Source organism: Paractinoplanes durhamensis (assembly GCF_016862175.1).
Classification (GTDB): Bacteria; Actinomycetota; Actinomycetes; order Mycobacteriales; family Micromonosporaceae; genus Actinoplanes; species Actinoplanes durhamensis.
Window position 1 is genome coordinate 122,559 of the sequence record NZ_BOML01000033.1, and the last position, 16,326, is coordinate 138,884.

At 68.0% G+C, this 16,326-nt stretch carries 13 protein-coding genes; 9 read left to right on the top strand and 4 right to left on the bottom strand.

The window, feature by feature from the left end; genetic code table 11:
- Nucleotides 1-53: 53 nt before the first annotated feature.
- Genes Adu01nite_RS20120 through Adu01nite_RS20130 form a run of 3 tightly spaced genes read right to left on the bottom strand, consistent with a single transcriptional unit; the run spans nucleotide 54 to nucleotide 3,186 of the window.
- Nucleotides 54-827: a hypothetical protein gene (locus Adu01nite_RS20120; RefSeq protein ID WP_203728441.1), complete on the bottom strand. Its 774-nt coding sequence runs from the start codon at nucleotides 825-827 to the stop codon at nucleotides 54-56.
- Nucleotides 828-848: 21 nt separating this feature from the next.
- A complete protein-coding gene (locus tag Adu01nite_RS20125) occupies nucleotides 849-2,603 on the bottom strand; it encodes an L-lactate permease (RefSeq protein WP_203728442.1) in 1,755 nt (584 codons plus the stop codon).
- Between the two features lie 28 nt (nucleotides 2,604-2,631).
- On the bottom strand, nucleotides 2,632-3,186 hold the full coding sequence (locus Adu01nite_RS20130; RefSeq protein ID WP_203728443.1) for a winged helix-turn-helix domain-containing protein: 555 nt from the start codon (nucleotides 3,184-3,186) through the stop codon (nucleotides 2,632-2,634).
- An 81-nt stretch (nucleotides 3,187-3,267) separates the two neighbouring features.
- On the opposite strand from Adu01nite_RS20130, the gene Adu01nite_RS20135 reads away from it, so the two are divergent.
- The 8 genes from Adu01nite_RS20135 to Adu01nite_RS20170 all read left to right on the top strand — a co-directional run bounded on the left by Adu01nite_RS20135 (nucleotide 3,268) and on the right by Adu01nite_RS20170 (nucleotide 12,310).
- Complete coding sequence (locus Adu01nite_RS20135) at nucleotides 3,268-3,912, top strand: O-methyltransferase (RefSeq protein ID WP_203728444.1); 645 nt, start codon at nucleotides 3,268-3,270, stop codon at nucleotides 3,910-3,912.
- A 170-nt stretch (nucleotides 3,913-4,082) separates the two neighbouring features.
- Nucleotides 4,083-5,345 carry a tetratricopeptide repeat protein gene (locus tag Adu01nite_RS20140; RefSeq protein ID WP_239132555.1) on the top strand — a complete coding sequence of 421 codons (1,263 nt, stop codon included), beginning with the start codon at nucleotides 4,083-4,085 and terminating at the stop codon, nucleotides 5,343-5,345.
- A 1-nt stretch (nucleotide 5,346) separates the two neighbouring features.
- Complete coding sequence (locus Adu01nite_RS20145) at nucleotides 5,347-7,593, top strand: CHAT domain-containing protein (RefSeq protein WP_203728523.1); 2,247 nt, start codon at nucleotides 5,347-5,349, stop codon at nucleotides 7,591-7,593.
- A complete protein-coding gene (locus tag Adu01nite_RS20150; protein ID WP_203728445.1) occupies nucleotides 7,590-8,651 on the top strand; it encodes a tetratricopeptide repeat protein in 1,062 nt (353 codons plus the stop codon). Before Adu01nite_RS20145 ends, Adu01nite_RS20150 begins: the two co-directional genes overlap by 4 nt.
- A 215-nt stretch (nucleotides 8,652-8,866) precedes the next feature.
- Nucleotides 8,867-9,952, top strand: coding sequence for an ABC transporter substrate-binding protein (locus Adu01nite_RS20155; protein ID WP_239132556.1), 1,086 nt, complete (start codon nucleotides 8,867-8,869; stop codon nucleotides 9,950-9,952).
- Nucleotides 9,953-9,954: 2 nt separating this feature from the next.
- Nucleotides 9,955-10,731 (top strand): ABC transporter ATP-binding protein, encoded by a 777-nt coding sequence (locus Adu01nite_RS20160; protein WP_239132557.1) that lies wholly within the window; start codon nucleotides 9,955-9,957, stop codon nucleotides 10,729-10,731.
- The gene (locus Adu01nite_RS20165; RefSeq protein WP_203728446.1) at nucleotides 10,728-11,504 is read left to right on the top strand and encodes an ABC transporter permease; all 777 of its coding nucleotides are present in this window, start codon (nucleotides 10,728-10,730) and stop codon (nucleotides 11,502-11,504) included. The genes Adu01nite_RS20160 and Adu01nite_RS20165 overlap by 4 nt, the downstream gene beginning before the upstream one ends.
- On the top strand, nucleotides 11,501-12,310 hold the full coding sequence (locus Adu01nite_RS20170) for an ABC transporter permease (protein ID WP_203728447.1): 810 nt from the start codon (nucleotides 11,501-11,503) through the stop codon (nucleotides 12,308-12,310). Before Adu01nite_RS20165 ends, Adu01nite_RS20170 begins: the two co-directional genes overlap by 4 nt.
- Nucleotides 12,311-12,481: 171 nt before the next feature.
- Here Adu01nite_RS20170 and Adu01nite_RS20175 read toward each other — a convergent pair whose 3' ends face one another.
- Nucleotides 12,482-12,697: a hypothetical protein gene (locus tag Adu01nite_RS20175; protein ID WP_203728448.1), complete on the bottom strand. Its 216-nt coding sequence runs from the start codon at nucleotides 12,695-12,697 to the stop codon at nucleotides 12,482-12,484.
- 233 nt (nucleotides 12,698-12,930) lie between these two features.
- Here Adu01nite_RS20175 and Adu01nite_RS20180 point away from each other — a divergent pair, with 233 nt between their 5' ends.
- Nucleotides 12,931-16,302 (top strand): HD domain-containing protein, encoded by a 3,372-nt coding sequence (locus Adu01nite_RS20180; protein WP_203728449.1) that lies wholly within the window; start codon nucleotides 12,931-12,933, stop codon nucleotides 16,300-16,302.
- Nucleotides 16,303-16,326: the final 24 nt, after the last annotated feature.

Genomic DNA, 16,326 nt, shown 5'->3' on the forward strand with positions numbered 1-16,326 from the left:
GATCGCCGCGTTCGGTTCGCTGATCACCCGCCGCGAGGTCCCGCTCCGGGTTGCTACAGCCGCTCCTGGGCCGCGCGCAGCGACGCCGTCCGCTCCTCATCTGCTCGGGCGCGCCAGCGGGTGATCTCCTTGATCGCCTCGTCGAGCTGCCGTTGCAAGCTCCGCAACGGCTGCTCGGCCGCCCGTCCGCGCCGGTTGAGGCCGGCCGTGTTGAGCCGGACCGGCACCGGTGGCCGCCCTGTGGTCGCCTCGCCGACCGCCCGCGCGGTCACCGCGATCGAGCGAACCAGCTTCGGCACCGCCGCCTGCACCTCGGCCGCCAACTCGTCGAAGCGCCGCCGCGCGAACTCGGCCTCGTGCCAGGTCGAGGTGTCCCGCTCGGGGCGGGCCTGCCGAACGTTCTGGGCGGGTTTGGACAGTGCCGAACTGATGTGGTCGCGCAACCACTCGCAGGAGCGCAGCGTCTGATCGCACTCCTTGATCGCGGCCAGCACCTTGCGAAATGCCGGATCGTCCCGCCGAAGCATCGGCTCGAGCAGCTGATCCATCCGGGTGGCGTACTTCGCGTAGCGCTTCGCCGCCTCGTCCACCGCACTCTGCGCCGTCTTGCGTCCGCGCTTCGCATCGCGGAACCGCCGTGACCGCCCTTCGTCGACGCTGAGCAGCCCGCCGAACAGCCGGTCCCGCCAGTCGGTGCCGCCGCGGGAATCGTCGGCCTGCCGGCCGGCGTCGTCCAGTGATTGACGGGCCGAGGTCAGCTCGGACCGGGCGGTGCGCAGCAGGGCCAGGTGTGGGGCCAGGAGGGTGCGATCGCGATCGGTCAGCACTCTCTCACCGTAGCGGCTCGGTCACGGAATCATCCAGTCCAGAACCGGGGTCCCCTGCAACGTCACCAGTACGCACATGATCAGCAGCAACACGACCGACCACCCGACCACCCGCCGGAAGATGTCACCCTCCTTACCCGACATCCCGACCGCGGCCGCCGCGATCGCCAGGTTCTGCGGGCTGATCATCTTGCCGAGCACCCCGCCGGACGAGTTGGCCGCGGCCAGCAGCACCGGATCGAGCCCCGCCTTGGCCGCGGTCTGCACCTGCAACGCCCCGAACAGCGCGTTCGCCGAGGTGTCCGACCCGGTGACGGCCACCCCGATCCAGCCGAGAATCGGCGACAGGAACACGAACAGTCCGCCGGCCGCCGCCAGAAACTCACCGAGCGTGTTGGTCTGCCCCGACTGATTCATCACGTAGGCGAGCGCCAGCACCGCCATCACCGTGACGATCGCGTGCCGCAGACTCCAGTAGGTCTCCCCGTAGGCCCGCACGGCCCGCCTGACCCCGACCCGCAACAGCAGCGCGGTGAGAATCCCGGCGAAAATCATCAGCGTCCCCGCCGCCGGAAGCCACCCGAAGGTGAAGTTGACCGACGACAGCGGCTTCCCGTTGGCTCCCGTGACGTGCAGCCCCGGCCAGCCGAAGACGACGGTCCAGGGTTCCTTGGCGAGGGCGGCCTTGATCGGCCCGATGCTGGCCACCGAGAAGATCGCGATAATGATCAGATACGGCGCATAGGCGCGGGCGATCTCCGCGGGCGGGTCACGCCGATCGTCTTCCCTTGTTGCGTACGCCGCTGAGCCGTCCCCGGCGCTCCGCGCCGAAGCCCCGGCCGTCCCCGGATCCGCGTCCGCCCGATCGCCGGCCGCACTACCCACCGGCGCGGCCTCGGCTCCGGCGTGCAGCGGCGGGATCTCGGCCGGCTGCCAGATGCGCAGGAGCAGGACCACTGCGGCCGCGGCGGCCAGGGCCGCGATGATGTCGGTGAGCGGGACCGACACGTAGTTGGAGGCCAGGAACTGGGCGACCGCGAAGATCCCGCCGGCCACGGCCGCGGCCGGCCAGGTCTGGCGCATGCCGCGGCGGCCGTCGATCACCGCGACCAGGATCAGCGGCACGATCAGGGCGAGGAACGGCGTCTGCCGGCCGACCATGGCACCGAGCGTGTCGGCGTTCAGTCGCGGATCGTCACCGGCACCGGCCGTGACCGTACCGAGAGTGGTGATCGGCGTGGCGAGCGCGCCGAACGCGACCGGCGCGGTGTTGGCGATCAGCGCCACGGCGGCGGCCCGGATCGGCGGGAAGCCCAGCGCCATCAGCATGACCACGGTGACGGCGACCGGCGTGCCGAACCCGGCGAGCGCCTCCAGCAGCGCCCCGAAGCAGAATGCCACGATGATCGCCTGAATGCGCATGTCCGGGCTGACCCGCGCCATCGACCGGCGCAGCACGTCGAAGTGCCCACTGACGACGGTCAGGTTGTAGACCCAGATCGCGTTGAGCACGATCCACAGGATCGGGAAGAACCCGAATGCCGCCCCTTCGGTGCCGGACAGCAGCGCCTGGCCGAGCGGCATGGCGTAGACGGCGATCGCCACCACGAGGGCCACCACGAGCGAGATGACCCCGGCCAGCCAGGCGCGCATGCGCAGGGCGCCGAGCAGTACGAACAGCGTGAGCAGCGGAAGCGCCGCGAAGATGGCGGAGACGGCGATCGAGTCGGCGACGGGGTCGGTCACGATTCTGAATTGATCCACCATGTTGACCATCCAGATCTATCGATCTCTTACCCGGAATCTACATGTGACCGCCGTCATAGGTAAGGGCCTCGTCGTCGGGCAGGACGGGGATATTCGATCGGTGGAGGCTGAGCAGCAGGCCGTACTGCTGCCCGGCGCCCGGCTCGGGGATGTGGTCGCCGTCGGCGAACTGCTCGAGGGCCGCGGCCAGGGCGTGCGCCTGTTCTCCGGTGAGTCGGAGGTGCCGCAGGAAGGTGACGTCGGGCCCGTCCTTCTCGGGCGGCAGCATCTCGGACAGTGCCGCCTTGATCAGGAAATCCCCGCCGACCGGCGCATCGGCGGCGATGCGCAGCCGCGGACTGGTCGGTTCGTAGTACTGCTCGGTGCCGCCGCGCACCCGCCGGACGTAGGCGAGGCGGACCATCTTGGCCTGCTCCAGAACCTTGACGTGGTAACCGATCGTGCCCTTGGTCGCCGCGAGCGCCGCCGCAAGCTGCGCGAGGGTCGCCGGCCGTTGCCGCAGAGCCATCAGAAGGCGATGCCGCAGTGGGTGGCCGAGCGCCTTGAACTGCTCGGACTCGCTGAGCACCAGGTGGTCACGCTCGTCTTGCATGGCCGAAGTGTCTAGGACTGTCGACACTTTTTCAAGCTACTGGGGTTGCCGAAGCGTCGAGAATAGTCGACGCTTGGCCGCATGACTTCCGAATCCGCCATCACCGCGTACGTCGAGGCCCACTGCACCCCCGCCGACGACGTCCTCCGCGACCTGGCCGCCGAAACGATCGCGCTCTTCCCGGAGGCCGCCGGGATGCAGGTCTCCGCCGACGAGGGCCGCCTGCTGACGATGCTGGTCCAGCTGACCGGCGCCCGATACGCCGTGGAGGTAGGTGTCTTCACCGGCTACTCGGCCATCTGCATCGCCCGCGGTCTGCCGGCCGACGGCCGCCTGCTGGCGTGCGACGTCTCCGAGGAGTGGACCGCCCTGGCCCAGAAGTATTGGCAGCGGGCCGGCGTCGACGACCGCATCGACCTGCGCATCGCCCCGGCCGCGGAGACCCTGACCGCCCTCCCGGCCGACCCGGTGATCGACTTCGCGTTCATCGACGCCGACAAAACCAGCTACCCGGCCTACTACGAGGCCCTGGTCACGCGGTTGCGCCCGGGCGGCCTCCTGGCCATCGACAATGTCCTGCAGGGCGGCCAGGTCCTGGAACCCACCCCGACCCGAGAGGCCACCATCACGATCAAGAAATTCAACGAGACAGTTCTGCACGACAACCGAGTCGAGTCGGTGATGCTGTCCGTCCGCGACGGCGTAACGCTGGTCCGAAAGCGCTGACCCAGGACTGTCCACGTGCAAGTGGTTCCGGGGTGATGTCCGGTGTCAGATCATGGTCATTCTGGTCGGCCGGACCAGCCTCAGCCGTAGCGTGCTGGCCGTTGTAGGCGAGTTTCGGTCTGCTCTGCGTGGTCCTGGGATCGCTGCGCCGAGGCGAGGAAGGTGCCGGGTTGGCGGACGGTCCAGGCTCAACGGCCGGCAGCGGACAGGCCGGGGATCCGGAACGCCTGACGTACCGTGTGACGGCAGAGACGATCGCCCGATGGGTCGAGGTGCACCGGCTGGCGGTGGTCGGCCGGGAGCCGATGATCGCTCGGGTGGCGGGGCACCGGGTCGCGAGGTTGTGGCTGGGCTGGTCTCGGTTCGCGGACGTTGCCGCCCTCGCGAGCGCCACCCTCAATCTCGGGCCGGACGGCAGCGCCTACTTCGACCTTGGCTGGGCCCAAGCCTCCATAGGTCTGCCGCGAGAGGCCCTGGCCAGCTGCGAAAGGGCCTTGGATCTGTATCGCGAGGCCGGCGACCGCGGCAACGAAGCAGCCGTCCTCAACAACCTCGGCACCGTGTACAACCGACTCGGGGATCCCCGGCAGGCCCTGACCTATTACCAGCAAGTCCTGCCTATCGCGCGGCAGGTCGGCGACCGTGCCGGCGAAGGGACCACCCTCAGCAACATCGGCGGCGCGCACATCAATCTCGGGAACCGTGAGCAGGCCTTGACCTATTACCAGCAGGCTCTGTCCATTCTGCGGGAGGTCGGCGACCGCTCCGGCGAAGCATCCACTCTCGCAAATATCGGCACTGCTTACAGCAAGCTCGGAGACCAACAGCAGGCGCTTGCCTTCTATCATCGAGCCCTGCCCATTTGGCGGGAGGTCGGCGACCGCGCGGGTGAAGCGATCACCCTCACCGGCATCGGCCTCGCCTACAACCATCTCGGGGATCCGCAGCAGGCTCTGGCCTACTACCAGCAAGGTCTGCCCATCACTCGAGAAGTTGGTGACCGCGGCGGCGAAGCGCTCGCCCTCAACAACATCGGTCTCGCCTACCGGGCGCTGGGAGAATGGCAGGAGGCCCTGTCCTTCTACCAAGAGGCTCTGCCTATTCGGCGGGAGGTCGGCGACCGCATGGGCGAGGCAACAACTCTCAACAACATCGGCGGGATCCAGTCCTACCGTGGTGATTTGGTCGCCGCAAAGGGCAGCTTCGACGAAGCTGTTGAGATCTTCAATGTCATCGGCGATCGGGCGTCGGAGTCACTGGCGAGATTCAATTTGGCCGTTCTGCTCGTGCGGATGGAGCGAGTGGACGATGCCGTCGAACCTCTGCGTCAGGCCATCGTCTTGGCTCAGGAGACAAGCCATCCGGCGCTGGACCGGATGCAACAGCTCCTTGTCGAGCTCCAGCAAACGAGGGGGGAGCATCGCGGTGAGTGAGATGAACGCGTACGAGTTGGAGATCTTTGAGCAGACCTCTGACTACTCCGAGTTGCGGCTGTCTACCGGTGGTGGGGCGCCGAAGACCCGAGGGCTCGACAAAGCGGCCGTCGATGAGCTGATCGGGATGGTGGAGCACGACTACACCGAGCATGCGGTTGCCCAGGGGGTGTTCGGGTCGGCGCGGTTGAGCGATCTCGGGCGGCGGCTGTTCACCTTTCTCGACGGTGACGAACGGTGGCTCGAACCGGTTCTTGGGCAACCGCCCGGCGCCGCGCTGCGGATCACCGCGGCGGAGCGGCTGCGGCATCTGCCCTGGGAACTCCTTGCCGACAACGGGTCCTATCTGGCCGTCGCCGGGGAGGCGCCGCTGCTGCCGGTGCGGGCGATCGGCACCAACGCTGCCCTCAAGGCGCCGGTCGCGCCTGGGAACCGGCCGCTGCGGGTGCTGTTCATGGCGACCTCGCCCGAGGGTGTCGAGCCGGTGCTCAACTACGAGGGCGAGGAAGCCGCCATCCTGGAGGCCACCTCCCGCACCGGCACCGAGCTGGTCGTCGAGGAAAGCGGCACCCTGGAGGGTCTGCGCTTTCTCAGCCGCGACTACGGCGCCGGCTACTTCGACGTCCTGCATCTGAGCGGCCACGCCACCGTCAGCGACAAAGGCGAGCCCACCTTTCTGGTGGAGAACGAGTTCGGCGGGCTCGCCTACGCGACCGCCGATCAGATCGCCCAGGCCATGGCCGGGCACTGGCCGCGCCTCGTCTTCGTCTCCGGCTGCCTGACCGGGAGCGCCCCGGACGCCGGCACGTTCCCCTCGATGAGCGAGAGCCTGGTCCGGGCCGGCGCACCGGCCGTGCTGGGGTGGGCGCTGCCGGTCGGCGACGTCTCCGCCACCGAGTTCGCCGCCGAGCTCTACCGATCGCTGGCCGACGGCGCGGCTCTCGACCGGGCCATCGTCGAGGCCCGCCAATACCTCTACACCCGGAAGCGCGGCAACTGGCACCTGCTGCGCCTCTACGCCGACCGCTCGCCACTCGCCCCGATGGTCACACCCCTACGGAACAAGGGACGGGTACGCATCCAGATCCGCCCCGCCGACCAGGAGTTCCTCGACCCGCAGACCCAGTTGTCCCGGGTCGCCGCCCGCGCGGCCTTCGTCGGCCGGCGACGGGTGATCCAGCGCTGCCTGCGTGTTCTCCGTAAAACCGGCGGCCCTGAGGCGCTCGCCCTACAGGGCATGGGTGGACTCGGTAAGAGCAGCCTCGCATCCCGCCTGCTGGAGCGTATGCCGACCCATCAGCGCGCCGTCTGGTACGGCCGGGTCGACCTGACGAAATTCCGCGAGCTAACCACCAAGGTCACCTTCTCCAGCGTGGAGGAGCAGATCGAGGCGGCCAAGCTGCTCGACAACGAACAGGCATCTCTGGCCGTGCGCCTGCGTCTCCTCCTCCACGTCGACGGACCCCTCGGGCAGATCCCGTGCCTGTTCGTGTTCGACGATTTCGAGGAGGGCAACCTCACCGAGCGGGACGGCGGTCAGGTGCTCTCCGCGGAGATGGCGGAGCTCCTCCCGGCCCTGCTCAAGGCGATCCGCGAGACCGGCAGCGAGAGCCGGGTCATCATCACCAGCCGCTACCGCTTCCCCGCGCCGCCCGGAACCACCGTCGCTGTCGAGTCGCTCGAAACTCTCACCGGTATCGAGCAGGCCAAGAAGATCACCAACCTGACAAACCTGCGCCCCGGCTCCACCATCGACTCCAGCATCCGGGCGCGAGCGATCGAGGCCGCGGCCGGTAACCCTCGCCTGCTCGATTGGCTCGATCTGATCGTCGCCGCCCCCGAGCTCGACATCGATGGCTTGATCACCGCGGTCGAAGAGGAAGCCGACCGATTCCGCCGGGAGACGATCCTCGCCAAGAACCTGCTCAGCTCCCAGGATCCTGAGCTGCAGAAGATGCTGGCCAAGGTCAACGTGGTCGAGCTGCCGATCCCCGCCGAAACGGTGAAGGCCGTCCACGACCACCCGGATGCCGCCACCCACATCGACCGCGCCGCCCAGCTGGGCCTGCTCGAGGAGGGCACCGACCCGGAGACGCGCCAGCCCCGCTACTACGTCTCGAACGTCCTGCGCCCGCTGATCCGCCCACTGATCACCGACGACGAGTACGTCGAAGCGTGCGCCGCCGCTGCGCGTTCCCTCCACAAACTCTGGGTGACCGACCCCGCCGCCGCCAGCTCCGAGACATGACCACCATCGCCCAGCTCGTGGAGGTGCACCGGCTCGCGGTGGCCGGCCAGGAGGCGGGGATCGCCCGGGATGCCGGGAACCGGGTGGCGAAGCGGTGGCTACGTCGGTCCCGGTTCACGGATGTTGTTGTCCTGGCGAACGCGACCTTGACTCTTGGCCCGTACGCGGCCGCCCTACATGACCTGGGCGCGGCCCAAGCCTCCACCGGGCAGAGTCGACAGGCCCTGGGGACCTACGAGCGGGCGTTGCACTTGTACCGCGAGGCCAAAGACCGCGCCGGCGAAGCAGCCACCCTTGGCAACGTCGGTCTCGTGTACGACGGGTTCGGGGACCGGCAGCAGGCCCTGACCTGCTATCGGCAAGCCCTGGCCATCAACCAGGAGGTCGGAAATCGCGTCAACGAAGCAGCCACTCTGTGCAACATCGGCGCCTTGTACAACGGGCTCGGGGAGCGGCAGAAGGCCCTGACCTATCACCGGCAAGCCCTGACCATCACCCAGGAGGAGGGAGACCGCGCCGGCGAAGCAGCCATCTTGACCAACATCGGCTCCGTGTACAAAGACCTCGGGGAATGGCAGCAGGCCTTGACCTATCTTCGGCAGGCTCTCCCTATCCGGCGAGAGATCGGTGATCGCGCCGGCGAAGCGAGCACTCTCTCCAGCATCGGCAGCGCGTGGAGAGGGCTTGGTGATCTGCAGCAAGCCCTGACCTACTTCCAGCAGTCCCTCCTCATGTCGCGGGAGGTCGGTGATCGCCCAGTCCAAGCGGTCACCCTCAACAACCTCGGCCTCCTGTACCAACAAGCTGGGGATCAACAGCAGGCCCTGACCCACTACCAGCAGGCTCTGGACATCCTGCGGGACGTCGGCGACCGCCCTGTCGAAGCCGTCACGCGGTACAACATCGCGATGATCCACCGGGCGGAGGGGGATCTCGACCGAGCGATCAGCGAGCTCGAGATCGTCGTCGAGCTCGACCGCGAGGTCGAGCATCCGGACCTCGCATCCGACACCGCCGCCCTTGAACGGCTGCGGCGGGAGCGAGGTGAAGCGCCCTGATTCGCCGGTGGCGGCGTGGTCGGGGTGACCCGGCAACCAGCGTGGCGTGCGCCACGGAACTGTCATCGTTTTGGCGGGGACGGAGCGACGCGTACTCTCCGCGGTTGGGGTTTGCGGGTTTCGAAACCTTGTCGATAAAGCCGCCACACGCTGGGCTTTTTGCGGAAACTCCGGTGAAACACGCCCTGGTTAGCGTCGTGCCCTCTCCAGGGAAAGTGAGCTTCGGCGTGACCTCATATATAAATCGGCGTTCCCTGCTTCGTGGTGGTGCGGGTCTGGCGCTCTTCGGGGCCAGCTCTGCCCTGCTCGCCGCCTGTGGTGACGATGACTCGTCGCCGTCCTCGTCGGCCTCCGGTGGGGCGAAGGACTTCGGGGCTCTCAACTACCAGCTGTCCTGGGTGAAGAACGTGGAGTTCGCGGGCGCCTATATCGCGGACACCAAGGGCTACTACTCGGCCGCCGGTTTCAGCTCGGTCAATCTGATGGCCGGCGGGCCCAACGTCAGCCAGGACGCGGTTGTCGCCTCCGGTAAGGCGCTGCTGGGGATCTCCTCGCCGGACATCACCGCGGCGGCCATTCTCAAGGGTGCTGAGCTGGTCATCGTCGGGGCGCAGTACCAGAAGAACCCATTCTGCATCATGTCGCTGGCATCGGCTCCGATCAATTCACCGCAGGAGCTGATCGGCAAGAAGATCGGTGTGCAGGCGACCAACGAGCCGGTGTGGAACGCGTTCCTGAAGGCCAACAACCTCGACCCGAGCAAAATCACCAAGGTGCCGGCCCAGTTCGACCCGTCGCCGCTGGTGTCCAAAGAGGTCGACGGCTGGTTCTCGTTCTTCACCAACGAGCCCAACCTGCTCAAGACCAAGGGCGTCGACACCGCGGTGATGCTCCTCAACGACCACGGATATCCGATGGTCTCCGAGGTCTACGTGGTGAAGAAATCGACCCTGACCAGCGACCGGGACAAGCTGAAGGCCGCGATCATCGGCGACATCAAGGGCTGGACCGACTCGATCGCCGACCCGAAGGTGGGCGCCAATCTGGCCGCCACCAAATACGGCAAGGACCTGGGTCTCGACGAGGCCGAGCAGGTGCTCGAGTCGACCGCGCAGAACACCGTGGTCTCGACCGACGACACCAAGAAGAACGGCCTTTTCACCATTACCGACGAGCTGATCGACGAGACCATCAAGACGCTGGCCCTGGGTGGCACGACCATCACCAAGGAGCAGTTGTTCGACATGTCGGTCATCACCGAGATCTATACGGAGAACCCCTCGCTCAAGGGGTCGGCCTGACCATGGAGGGCCGGGGGATCGTGCTGCGGCAGCTCACCAAGCAGTTCACGATCCGCCGGTCCACCGTCACCGCCCTCGACCACGTCGACCTGGACACCCCGGCCGGCGCGTTCGTCGCGCTCCTCGGCCCCTCCGGCTGCGGCAAGTCGACGATCCTGCGCATCCTCGCCGACCTGGAGCAACCCACCTCGGGCGAGGCGTTCGTGCACGGCGAGGAACCCGCGGCCACCCGCCGTAACCACCACCTGGGCATCGCGTTCCAGGATGCGGCCCTGCTGCCGTGGCGGTCGGTGACCGCGAACATCCGGCTGCCGCTCGAGGTCAGTGGGGTCAAGGTCAAGGAAGAGACGATCACCGAGCTGATCAAGCTGGTCGGCCTGGAAGGCTTCGAGCAGGCTCGCCCGGCGCAGCTGTCCGGCGGCATGCGGCAGCGGGTGGCGATCGCCCGCGCGCTGGTGGTCGAGCCGCAGATCCTGCTGCTCGACGAGCCGTTCGGCGCCCTCGACGAGATGACCCGGCAGCGGCTCAACCTGGAGTTGCAGCGCATCTGGACCGAGCGGGCCACCACCACCCTGCTGGTCACCCACTCGATCGCGGAGGCCGTCTTCCTGGCCGACACGGTCGCGGTGATGAGCGCCCGGCCGGGCCGGATCGTCGCCCAGGTGGAGATCGACCTGCCGCGCCCGCGGACTCCCGAGATGATGCGCACCGCCCGCTTCCACGAACTCGAGGACCAGCTCAGCGCGCTGCTGTTCGGAGAGAAGGAAACGGTCGGATGACGCTCGCGTCCGTCCTCGTCCCGCCGCGCCGCTCCTATTACGGCGCCGCGGGATTGCTCGCTCTGCTGGTCGTCTGGGAGATCCTGGGCCGGACCGTGTTCGCGGACAGCCGCGCCGTCCCGCCCCCCACCAAGATCCTCAGCCAGTTCGGCCACGACGGCTGGTCCTTCTACTGGCCCAACATCAAAGCCACGTTGCGTACGGCCGGGTGGGGCTGGCTGTGGGGCAACGCGATCGGGATAGCTTTCGCGTTCCTCCTGATCCAGTTCCCGCTGATCGAAAAGGCCGGCATGCAGCTGGCCCTGGTCAGCTACTGCCTGCCGGTGATCGCGATCGGCCCGGTCCTGGCCGTCCTGTTCACCGGGGACAAGTCCAAGGTCATCCTGGCCGCCATCTCGGTCATCTTCACCACCCTGGTCGGCGCGCTGGTCGGCCTGCGCAGCGCCGACCGCACCAGCCTCGACCTGATCCGCGCATACGGCGGCGGCAAGTGGACCCAGCTGTGGAAGGTCCGCCTGCGCACGTCGCTGCCAAGCCTGTTCGCGGGCCTGCGCATCGCCGCCCCCGCCGCGATGCTGGGCGCGATCATCGGCGAGTACCTGGGCGCCGAATCCGGCCTAGGAGTAGCAATGATCAACTCACAGCAGAGCCTCGCGGTCGAGCGAACCTGGGGAATCGCCCTGGTGGCGACGGCCCTGTCCGGCTTGGCGTACGGCCTGACCGCGCTGATAGGCCGTCTCCTCACCCCGTGGGCTCCGAGGGCGGCCAAATGACGACGGGGCGCCGGGCCTTGGTGCGCCTGCTCAAGGGAGTAGGCGGCGCCGTCCTCTCGGTCGCCGTCATCTGCGGCGTCTGGCAGTTGCTGGTCAAGGGCTTCGACCTGGACCCGTTCCTGACCCGAGGCCCACTGGACGTCTGGCGCTACCTGACCGACCCGACCCACGGCCCCGAACGCACCCTCCTCTGGGAGGCCAGCAAGGTAACCGCCCTGGACGCCGCGATCGGCCTGCTCGGCGGCACGGTGGCGGCCCTGGTCACCGCACTGGCGTTCGCGCTGTGGCGCCCGGTCGAGCAGACGTTGCTCCCGATCGCGATGGCCCTGCGAGCGGTCCCGCTGGTGGCGATGACCCCGTTGATCGCCCTGATCTTCGGCCGGGGCCTGATGGCGGTAACGGTGATCGCCGGCATCGTCACGTTCTTCCCGGTCCTGGTCAACGTCTCCTTGGCCCTGCGCGCGGTGCCAAGTTCGTCGATGGACCTGATGCACGCATACGGCGCGTCCCCCTACGCCACGCTCCTGCGGGTCCAGCTGCCGGGCGCGCTGCCGGCATTGTTCGCCGCAATGCGGGTGGCAGCACCGCTGGCCCTGGTAGGAGCGTTGCTGGCCGAGTGGCTGGCCACCGGAAAGGGCCTGGGCTACATGATGCTGGCCTCGGTGACAACGTTCGAGCTGGACCGCATGTGGACCGGCGTGACGATCGTGACGGTAGCGTCGATCCTGCTCTACACCTTGATCAGCGTCATCGAACAGCTCACGCTGACGCGTTACGCCCCCGAACAACAGGCCCGAACCCTCTGACTTCAAAATCCGATACAGGTACGGGCTGGTCAGCTCCCGCCAAACAATGGCAGTTACGTGGCGCACGCCCAGCTGATTGCATGGTTGGGGCGGTCACCCGGCTACCGGCCCGGGCACGTAAACAAAAACGGAATGGACGCCGCCATCGGCGACGTCCATTCCGTGGTGAGATCAACGCCGCTTTTCGCGGAGGAAGACCTCGACGGCGAAGCCGGCGATCGCCAGCAGGACGCCCAACACTGCACCCCCGACAGTCGCCGCGGTCTCCGCCGCGGCGGACGGGTCGAGTCCGGCGAGCCGGCCGATCGTGAAGCTCAGGGCACCGAGCAGGACCGCCTGGACGACGGCCACGATGAGTGCCAGCGAGAAGTACAGGATTCGACGCATCACGACTCCAAGAAGCTGTCTTGACAGTGGAATTGACCTGCACAAGTAGGCCGCGCCACCCCCGTTCCGTGGGGCGGTGATCCGTTCCGTACTCGTTCACGGGTTCCGCCAACCTGCTGGCCAGGGGCGTCCGAACCGTTCACCGGATGGCGCACGGAACGGCGCTGCGGAACGGTCTCCACGTGGCAAGCTGAACGACACCGTTCAGCAGGCGGCGAAGGAGTGCGATAGACGTGTCGTCGTTCGAGAGGGCTGCAGCCGACCGTGACCGTCTCGTCCGGCACCTGCAAGCGGTGCGTCGCGACTCGTCCCGGTCGTACCGCGAGCTGGCAACGCGCCTGCAACTGAGCGCTTCGTCGAAGGGGCGCGTCAGCGACATCCTCAATGGATCCGCCCTCCCGTCCAACGCAGGCCAGGCGAGGCAGTTGGTGCTGGCGATGGGCGGCAGCCCGGAGGATGCCGAGAAGGCGGCGAAGCTTGCCGAAGCGGCCATCAGATCGGCCAAGGAGACCCGCCGCCGGACCGTTACGGTTTCCCGGCCGTCCGAATCGGTAGAGGTCGTTTACCAGCCGGCCACCGCACTCTTTCAGCCGGCCGGGCCGGTACTCGCCTCGCGCCCGACAGCTGCCGGTGAGTCCCCGAGGACACCCGGGCCCGGTAGCCAAGCGTCGATCGCCGAGATCGTCGAGGGTTTCCCTGACGGCGCGGACATCTTGGCGGCGGCGCGGCGCGGCGGCGTCGACCCTGAGCATGCCGAGCGGCTCCTCACGCTGGTGACCGACCTCCTCGGCCCCGCCCTCGCGCAGATCGGCGGCGCCGATGCCGCCCTGCTGCTCCTCGCCGCGCACCACCATCGCCCGGCCGGCACGGAGGCCGACAGCCTCCGGCCGCAGGTGTTCCGGCCGACCTGGCAGGGCGTTCCGCTCCGCGGCGCGGTGGTGGCACTGTGCGAGAGTCTGACGCGCCCCGCGCACGACCTGCGCGGAGCGCGCTTCGACCCGGTGCTCGGCCTGGACGCGGACCTGCGGTTCTGCGCCGTGATCCTGCGCATCGCCGAGTTCATGGACATGAGCGACGCCCGGCACCCGGCCGAGGTCCGCCGGCACCTGGGCCTGTCCGTCGACGGCCTGAAGGCGTGGAACGGACAGCTGCACATGGGACGCTGGGTCTTCCCCGTCCAGCGCACGCCCGGTTACACCGTGTCCCGACTGGCCGCGCCGACCCACCCGGCGGCCGAGCACGACCTACGTCGGTACCTGGCGGATGTCGAGGGCGAACTGCTGCAGTGCCTCGCACTGCAGCACCAGTTCCAGCGCACGGCACAGGACATCGAGCTGCCCGGCAAGATCTCGCTCGATCACCTGACATCCGACGGCTACAAGTACGGAGAGTTCCGCTTCGAGCTCGACCGGTCCGCGATGCTGGAGCTCTTCACCGGCGAGCAGCTCTACGACGATCAGTACGTCTTCATTCGCGAGCTGCTGCAGAACGCTTTCGATGCCACCCGGCTCCGCCGGCTCTTCGACGGGGAGGACACCACGGATGCGGTGGTGGTGTCCTGCTGGCCGGACGAGATCGGCTACCTGTGGATCCGCGTCGATGATCAAGGCATCGGCATGGACGAGCACGCGCTGGTCGACTACTTCCTGCGGGTCGGGAAGTCGTATTACCGGTCCGCGACGCTGCGGGCCGAACTCACCCGCCAGGGCATCGCTGAGTCCGCCTTCACCCCTATCAGCCGGTTCGGCATCGGTGTGCTGTCCTGTTTCCTGGTCGCCGACCGCGTCGAGGTGAGCACGCGCCGCCGGTACGCAGACGGTACGGAAGCGACGGCGCTGAGGCTGTCGTTGCGCCGGGACGAGGACTTCTTCGTCCTCCGCGAGAACCCCGACCCGGTCGATCCCATGCCGGCCCGGGACTACACCGGCGAGACCTACCGCACGTTGCCGGGCACGAGCCTGGCCCTGCGCGTCGACCCACTACGCGCCCACCTCACCACGGACACGGTCGAGACGGCGCTCGATCGTTATCTCTTCTGTCCTCCGGTGCCGGTCACCTTCAACGACGTCGAGGTCGGGACGGTGACCAACGACCTGGTCGACCGCCCGTGGTTCCCGGAACCGCAGATCGTCGATGTGCCGGCCGGTCCGCGGTTCGAGGTCGCCGGCAGCATGCCGTACGCCGGGCCGCTGAAGATCGCCATCCTGCCGTTGGATCTCACCGCGCACTCCCCGACACCACAGCTCCGAGGGCAACTGCTGGTGTGCAGAGTGCTGACCAATGCGGACCCGGACAGCACCCCGAGACTGCGCCAGGCGCTGCGGGATCCGTTCGCCGGTTGCAAACTCGTCGGCGACCACGACGGCCTCCGCGAGGCTCGCGCGGCGTTACGGAACAGCGTCGTCTCCTGGAGCGCGACCTGCGAATGGCGAACTGAGTACGGCCTCGAGTTCCGGCTGAACCGCCGGCTCGACGTGACCGCGGTGCGGCAGGCGGTCGTCATCCTGGCGAAGAGCGGGCCGTCCGTCTTCGACGAAGCGGAAGGACCGACTGACGACCACCCGCCGACCGTCGATTTCCTGCTACGAAGGATCCTCCTGCAGTACCGGACCCACGCCGACAGCACCGGGACCGCTGAGTACTCGCTGGTGAGCCAGTTCCGAGTGCCGTGGCGTGCCCTGCCGATCCAGCCCGAAGTGCTTGCCATCGTGCGCGAGCACGGCTGGCTCGGCCATAACGGCATCGCGGTACCGGTCAAGTTGCGGGACCTGTCCGTCGTCGCCTGGGGGATGGTCGCGCTGGCCGACTCGCTACGGCCGGACGTTTCGGTGGCCCGCGACCAGGTTCGCGGCATCCCGTTCTCCGTGCACTCCGCGCTGCAGCTGGCGGCGCGCCGGGCCACGGCCGCCTGGCCGGGCACTCCGTTCAGCGGTAGAGCCGCGGCCCTCGAACGGACCACCCTGATCCACGTGCCACCCCATGCGCACTTCTCCGCGGCGGCGCTCGATGACGAGTTCGTGGCCGCGGGGCTTTGGGACAACGAGGAAGTGATCGAGACACTCCAAGGCCTGCGGAGTGTCGAGGCGATTCGGGCCGGGCACGCCGGCCGCGCGTTCGACCTGCGACCGCTTTATCGCTATCAGTCGTGGCAGGCCGAGCATGGATCGGCCTTCGTCTTCATCGACTTCCTGCGCCTGGCCCTCGCGCATCGCCGGCTCAACCTGGCCCAGCTCGAACCGAGGAATCTGCCGGCCGATCCGGAGCGATACTCCGGGCGGCCCTACCGATACGGTCCGGTTGTCCTCGACGGGGCGCTGCCGCTGCCCTCGCCGAGGGTCGACCTGTTTCCGCCGCAGACCTTCCTGCCGTGCCCCGATCGGCCGCATCTCATCCGGCACGAGTCCGGCGTGTGGAATCTGGACCACCCGCTCATCAAGTGGATCATCGAGCACATCGACGAACTCGTCGCCCGCGCGCCGGTCGCCTACGACCAGCTTCGCCGGATCTTCGCGGACAGCGCGGGCACGGCACCACGCAGCATCCGTTCCGTGCTCGACAACCTCGGGCGGACATATCCGTCCCTCGTGTTGCCCGACCACCTCTGACCTCGATCTCAGGGCGTGCGCCGC

Coding starts and splice junctions, on each gene's coding strand:
- Adu01nite_RS20125 (WP_203728442.1), bottom strand. CDS start 2,603: ATGGTCAACATGGTGGATCAATTCAGAATCGTGACCGACCCCGTCGCC.
- Adu01nite_RS20130 (WP_203728443.1), bottom strand. CDS start 3,186: ATGCAAGACGAGCGTGACCACCTGGTGCTCAGCGAGTCCGAGCAGTTC.
- Adu01nite_RS20135 (WP_203728444.1), top strand. CDS start 3,268: ATGACTTCCGAATCCGCCATCACCGCGTACGTCGAGGCCCACTGCACC.
- Adu01nite_RS20145 (WP_203728523.1), top strand. CDS start 5,347: ATGAACGCGTACGAGTTGGAGATCTTTGAGCAGACCTCTGACTACTCC.
- Adu01nite_RS20150 (WP_203728445.1), top strand. CDS start 7,590: ATGACCACCATCGCCCAGCTCGTGGAGGTGCACCGGCTCGCGGTGGCC.
- Adu01nite_RS20160 (WP_239132557.1), top strand. CDS start 9,955: ATGGAGGGCCGGGGGATCGTGCTGCGGCAGCTCACCAAGCAGTTCACG.
- Adu01nite_RS20165 (WP_203728446.1), top strand. CDS start 10,728: ATGACGCTCGCGTCCGTCCTCGTCCCGCCGCGCCGCTCCTATTACGGC.
- Adu01nite_RS20170 (WP_203728447.1), top strand. CDS start 11,501: ATGACGACGGGGCGCCGGGCCTTGGTGCGCCTGCTCAAGGGAGTAGGC.
- Adu01nite_RS20175 (WP_203728448.1), bottom strand. CDS start 12,697: ATGCGTCGAATCCTGTACTTCTCGCTGGCACTCATCGTGGCCGTCGTC.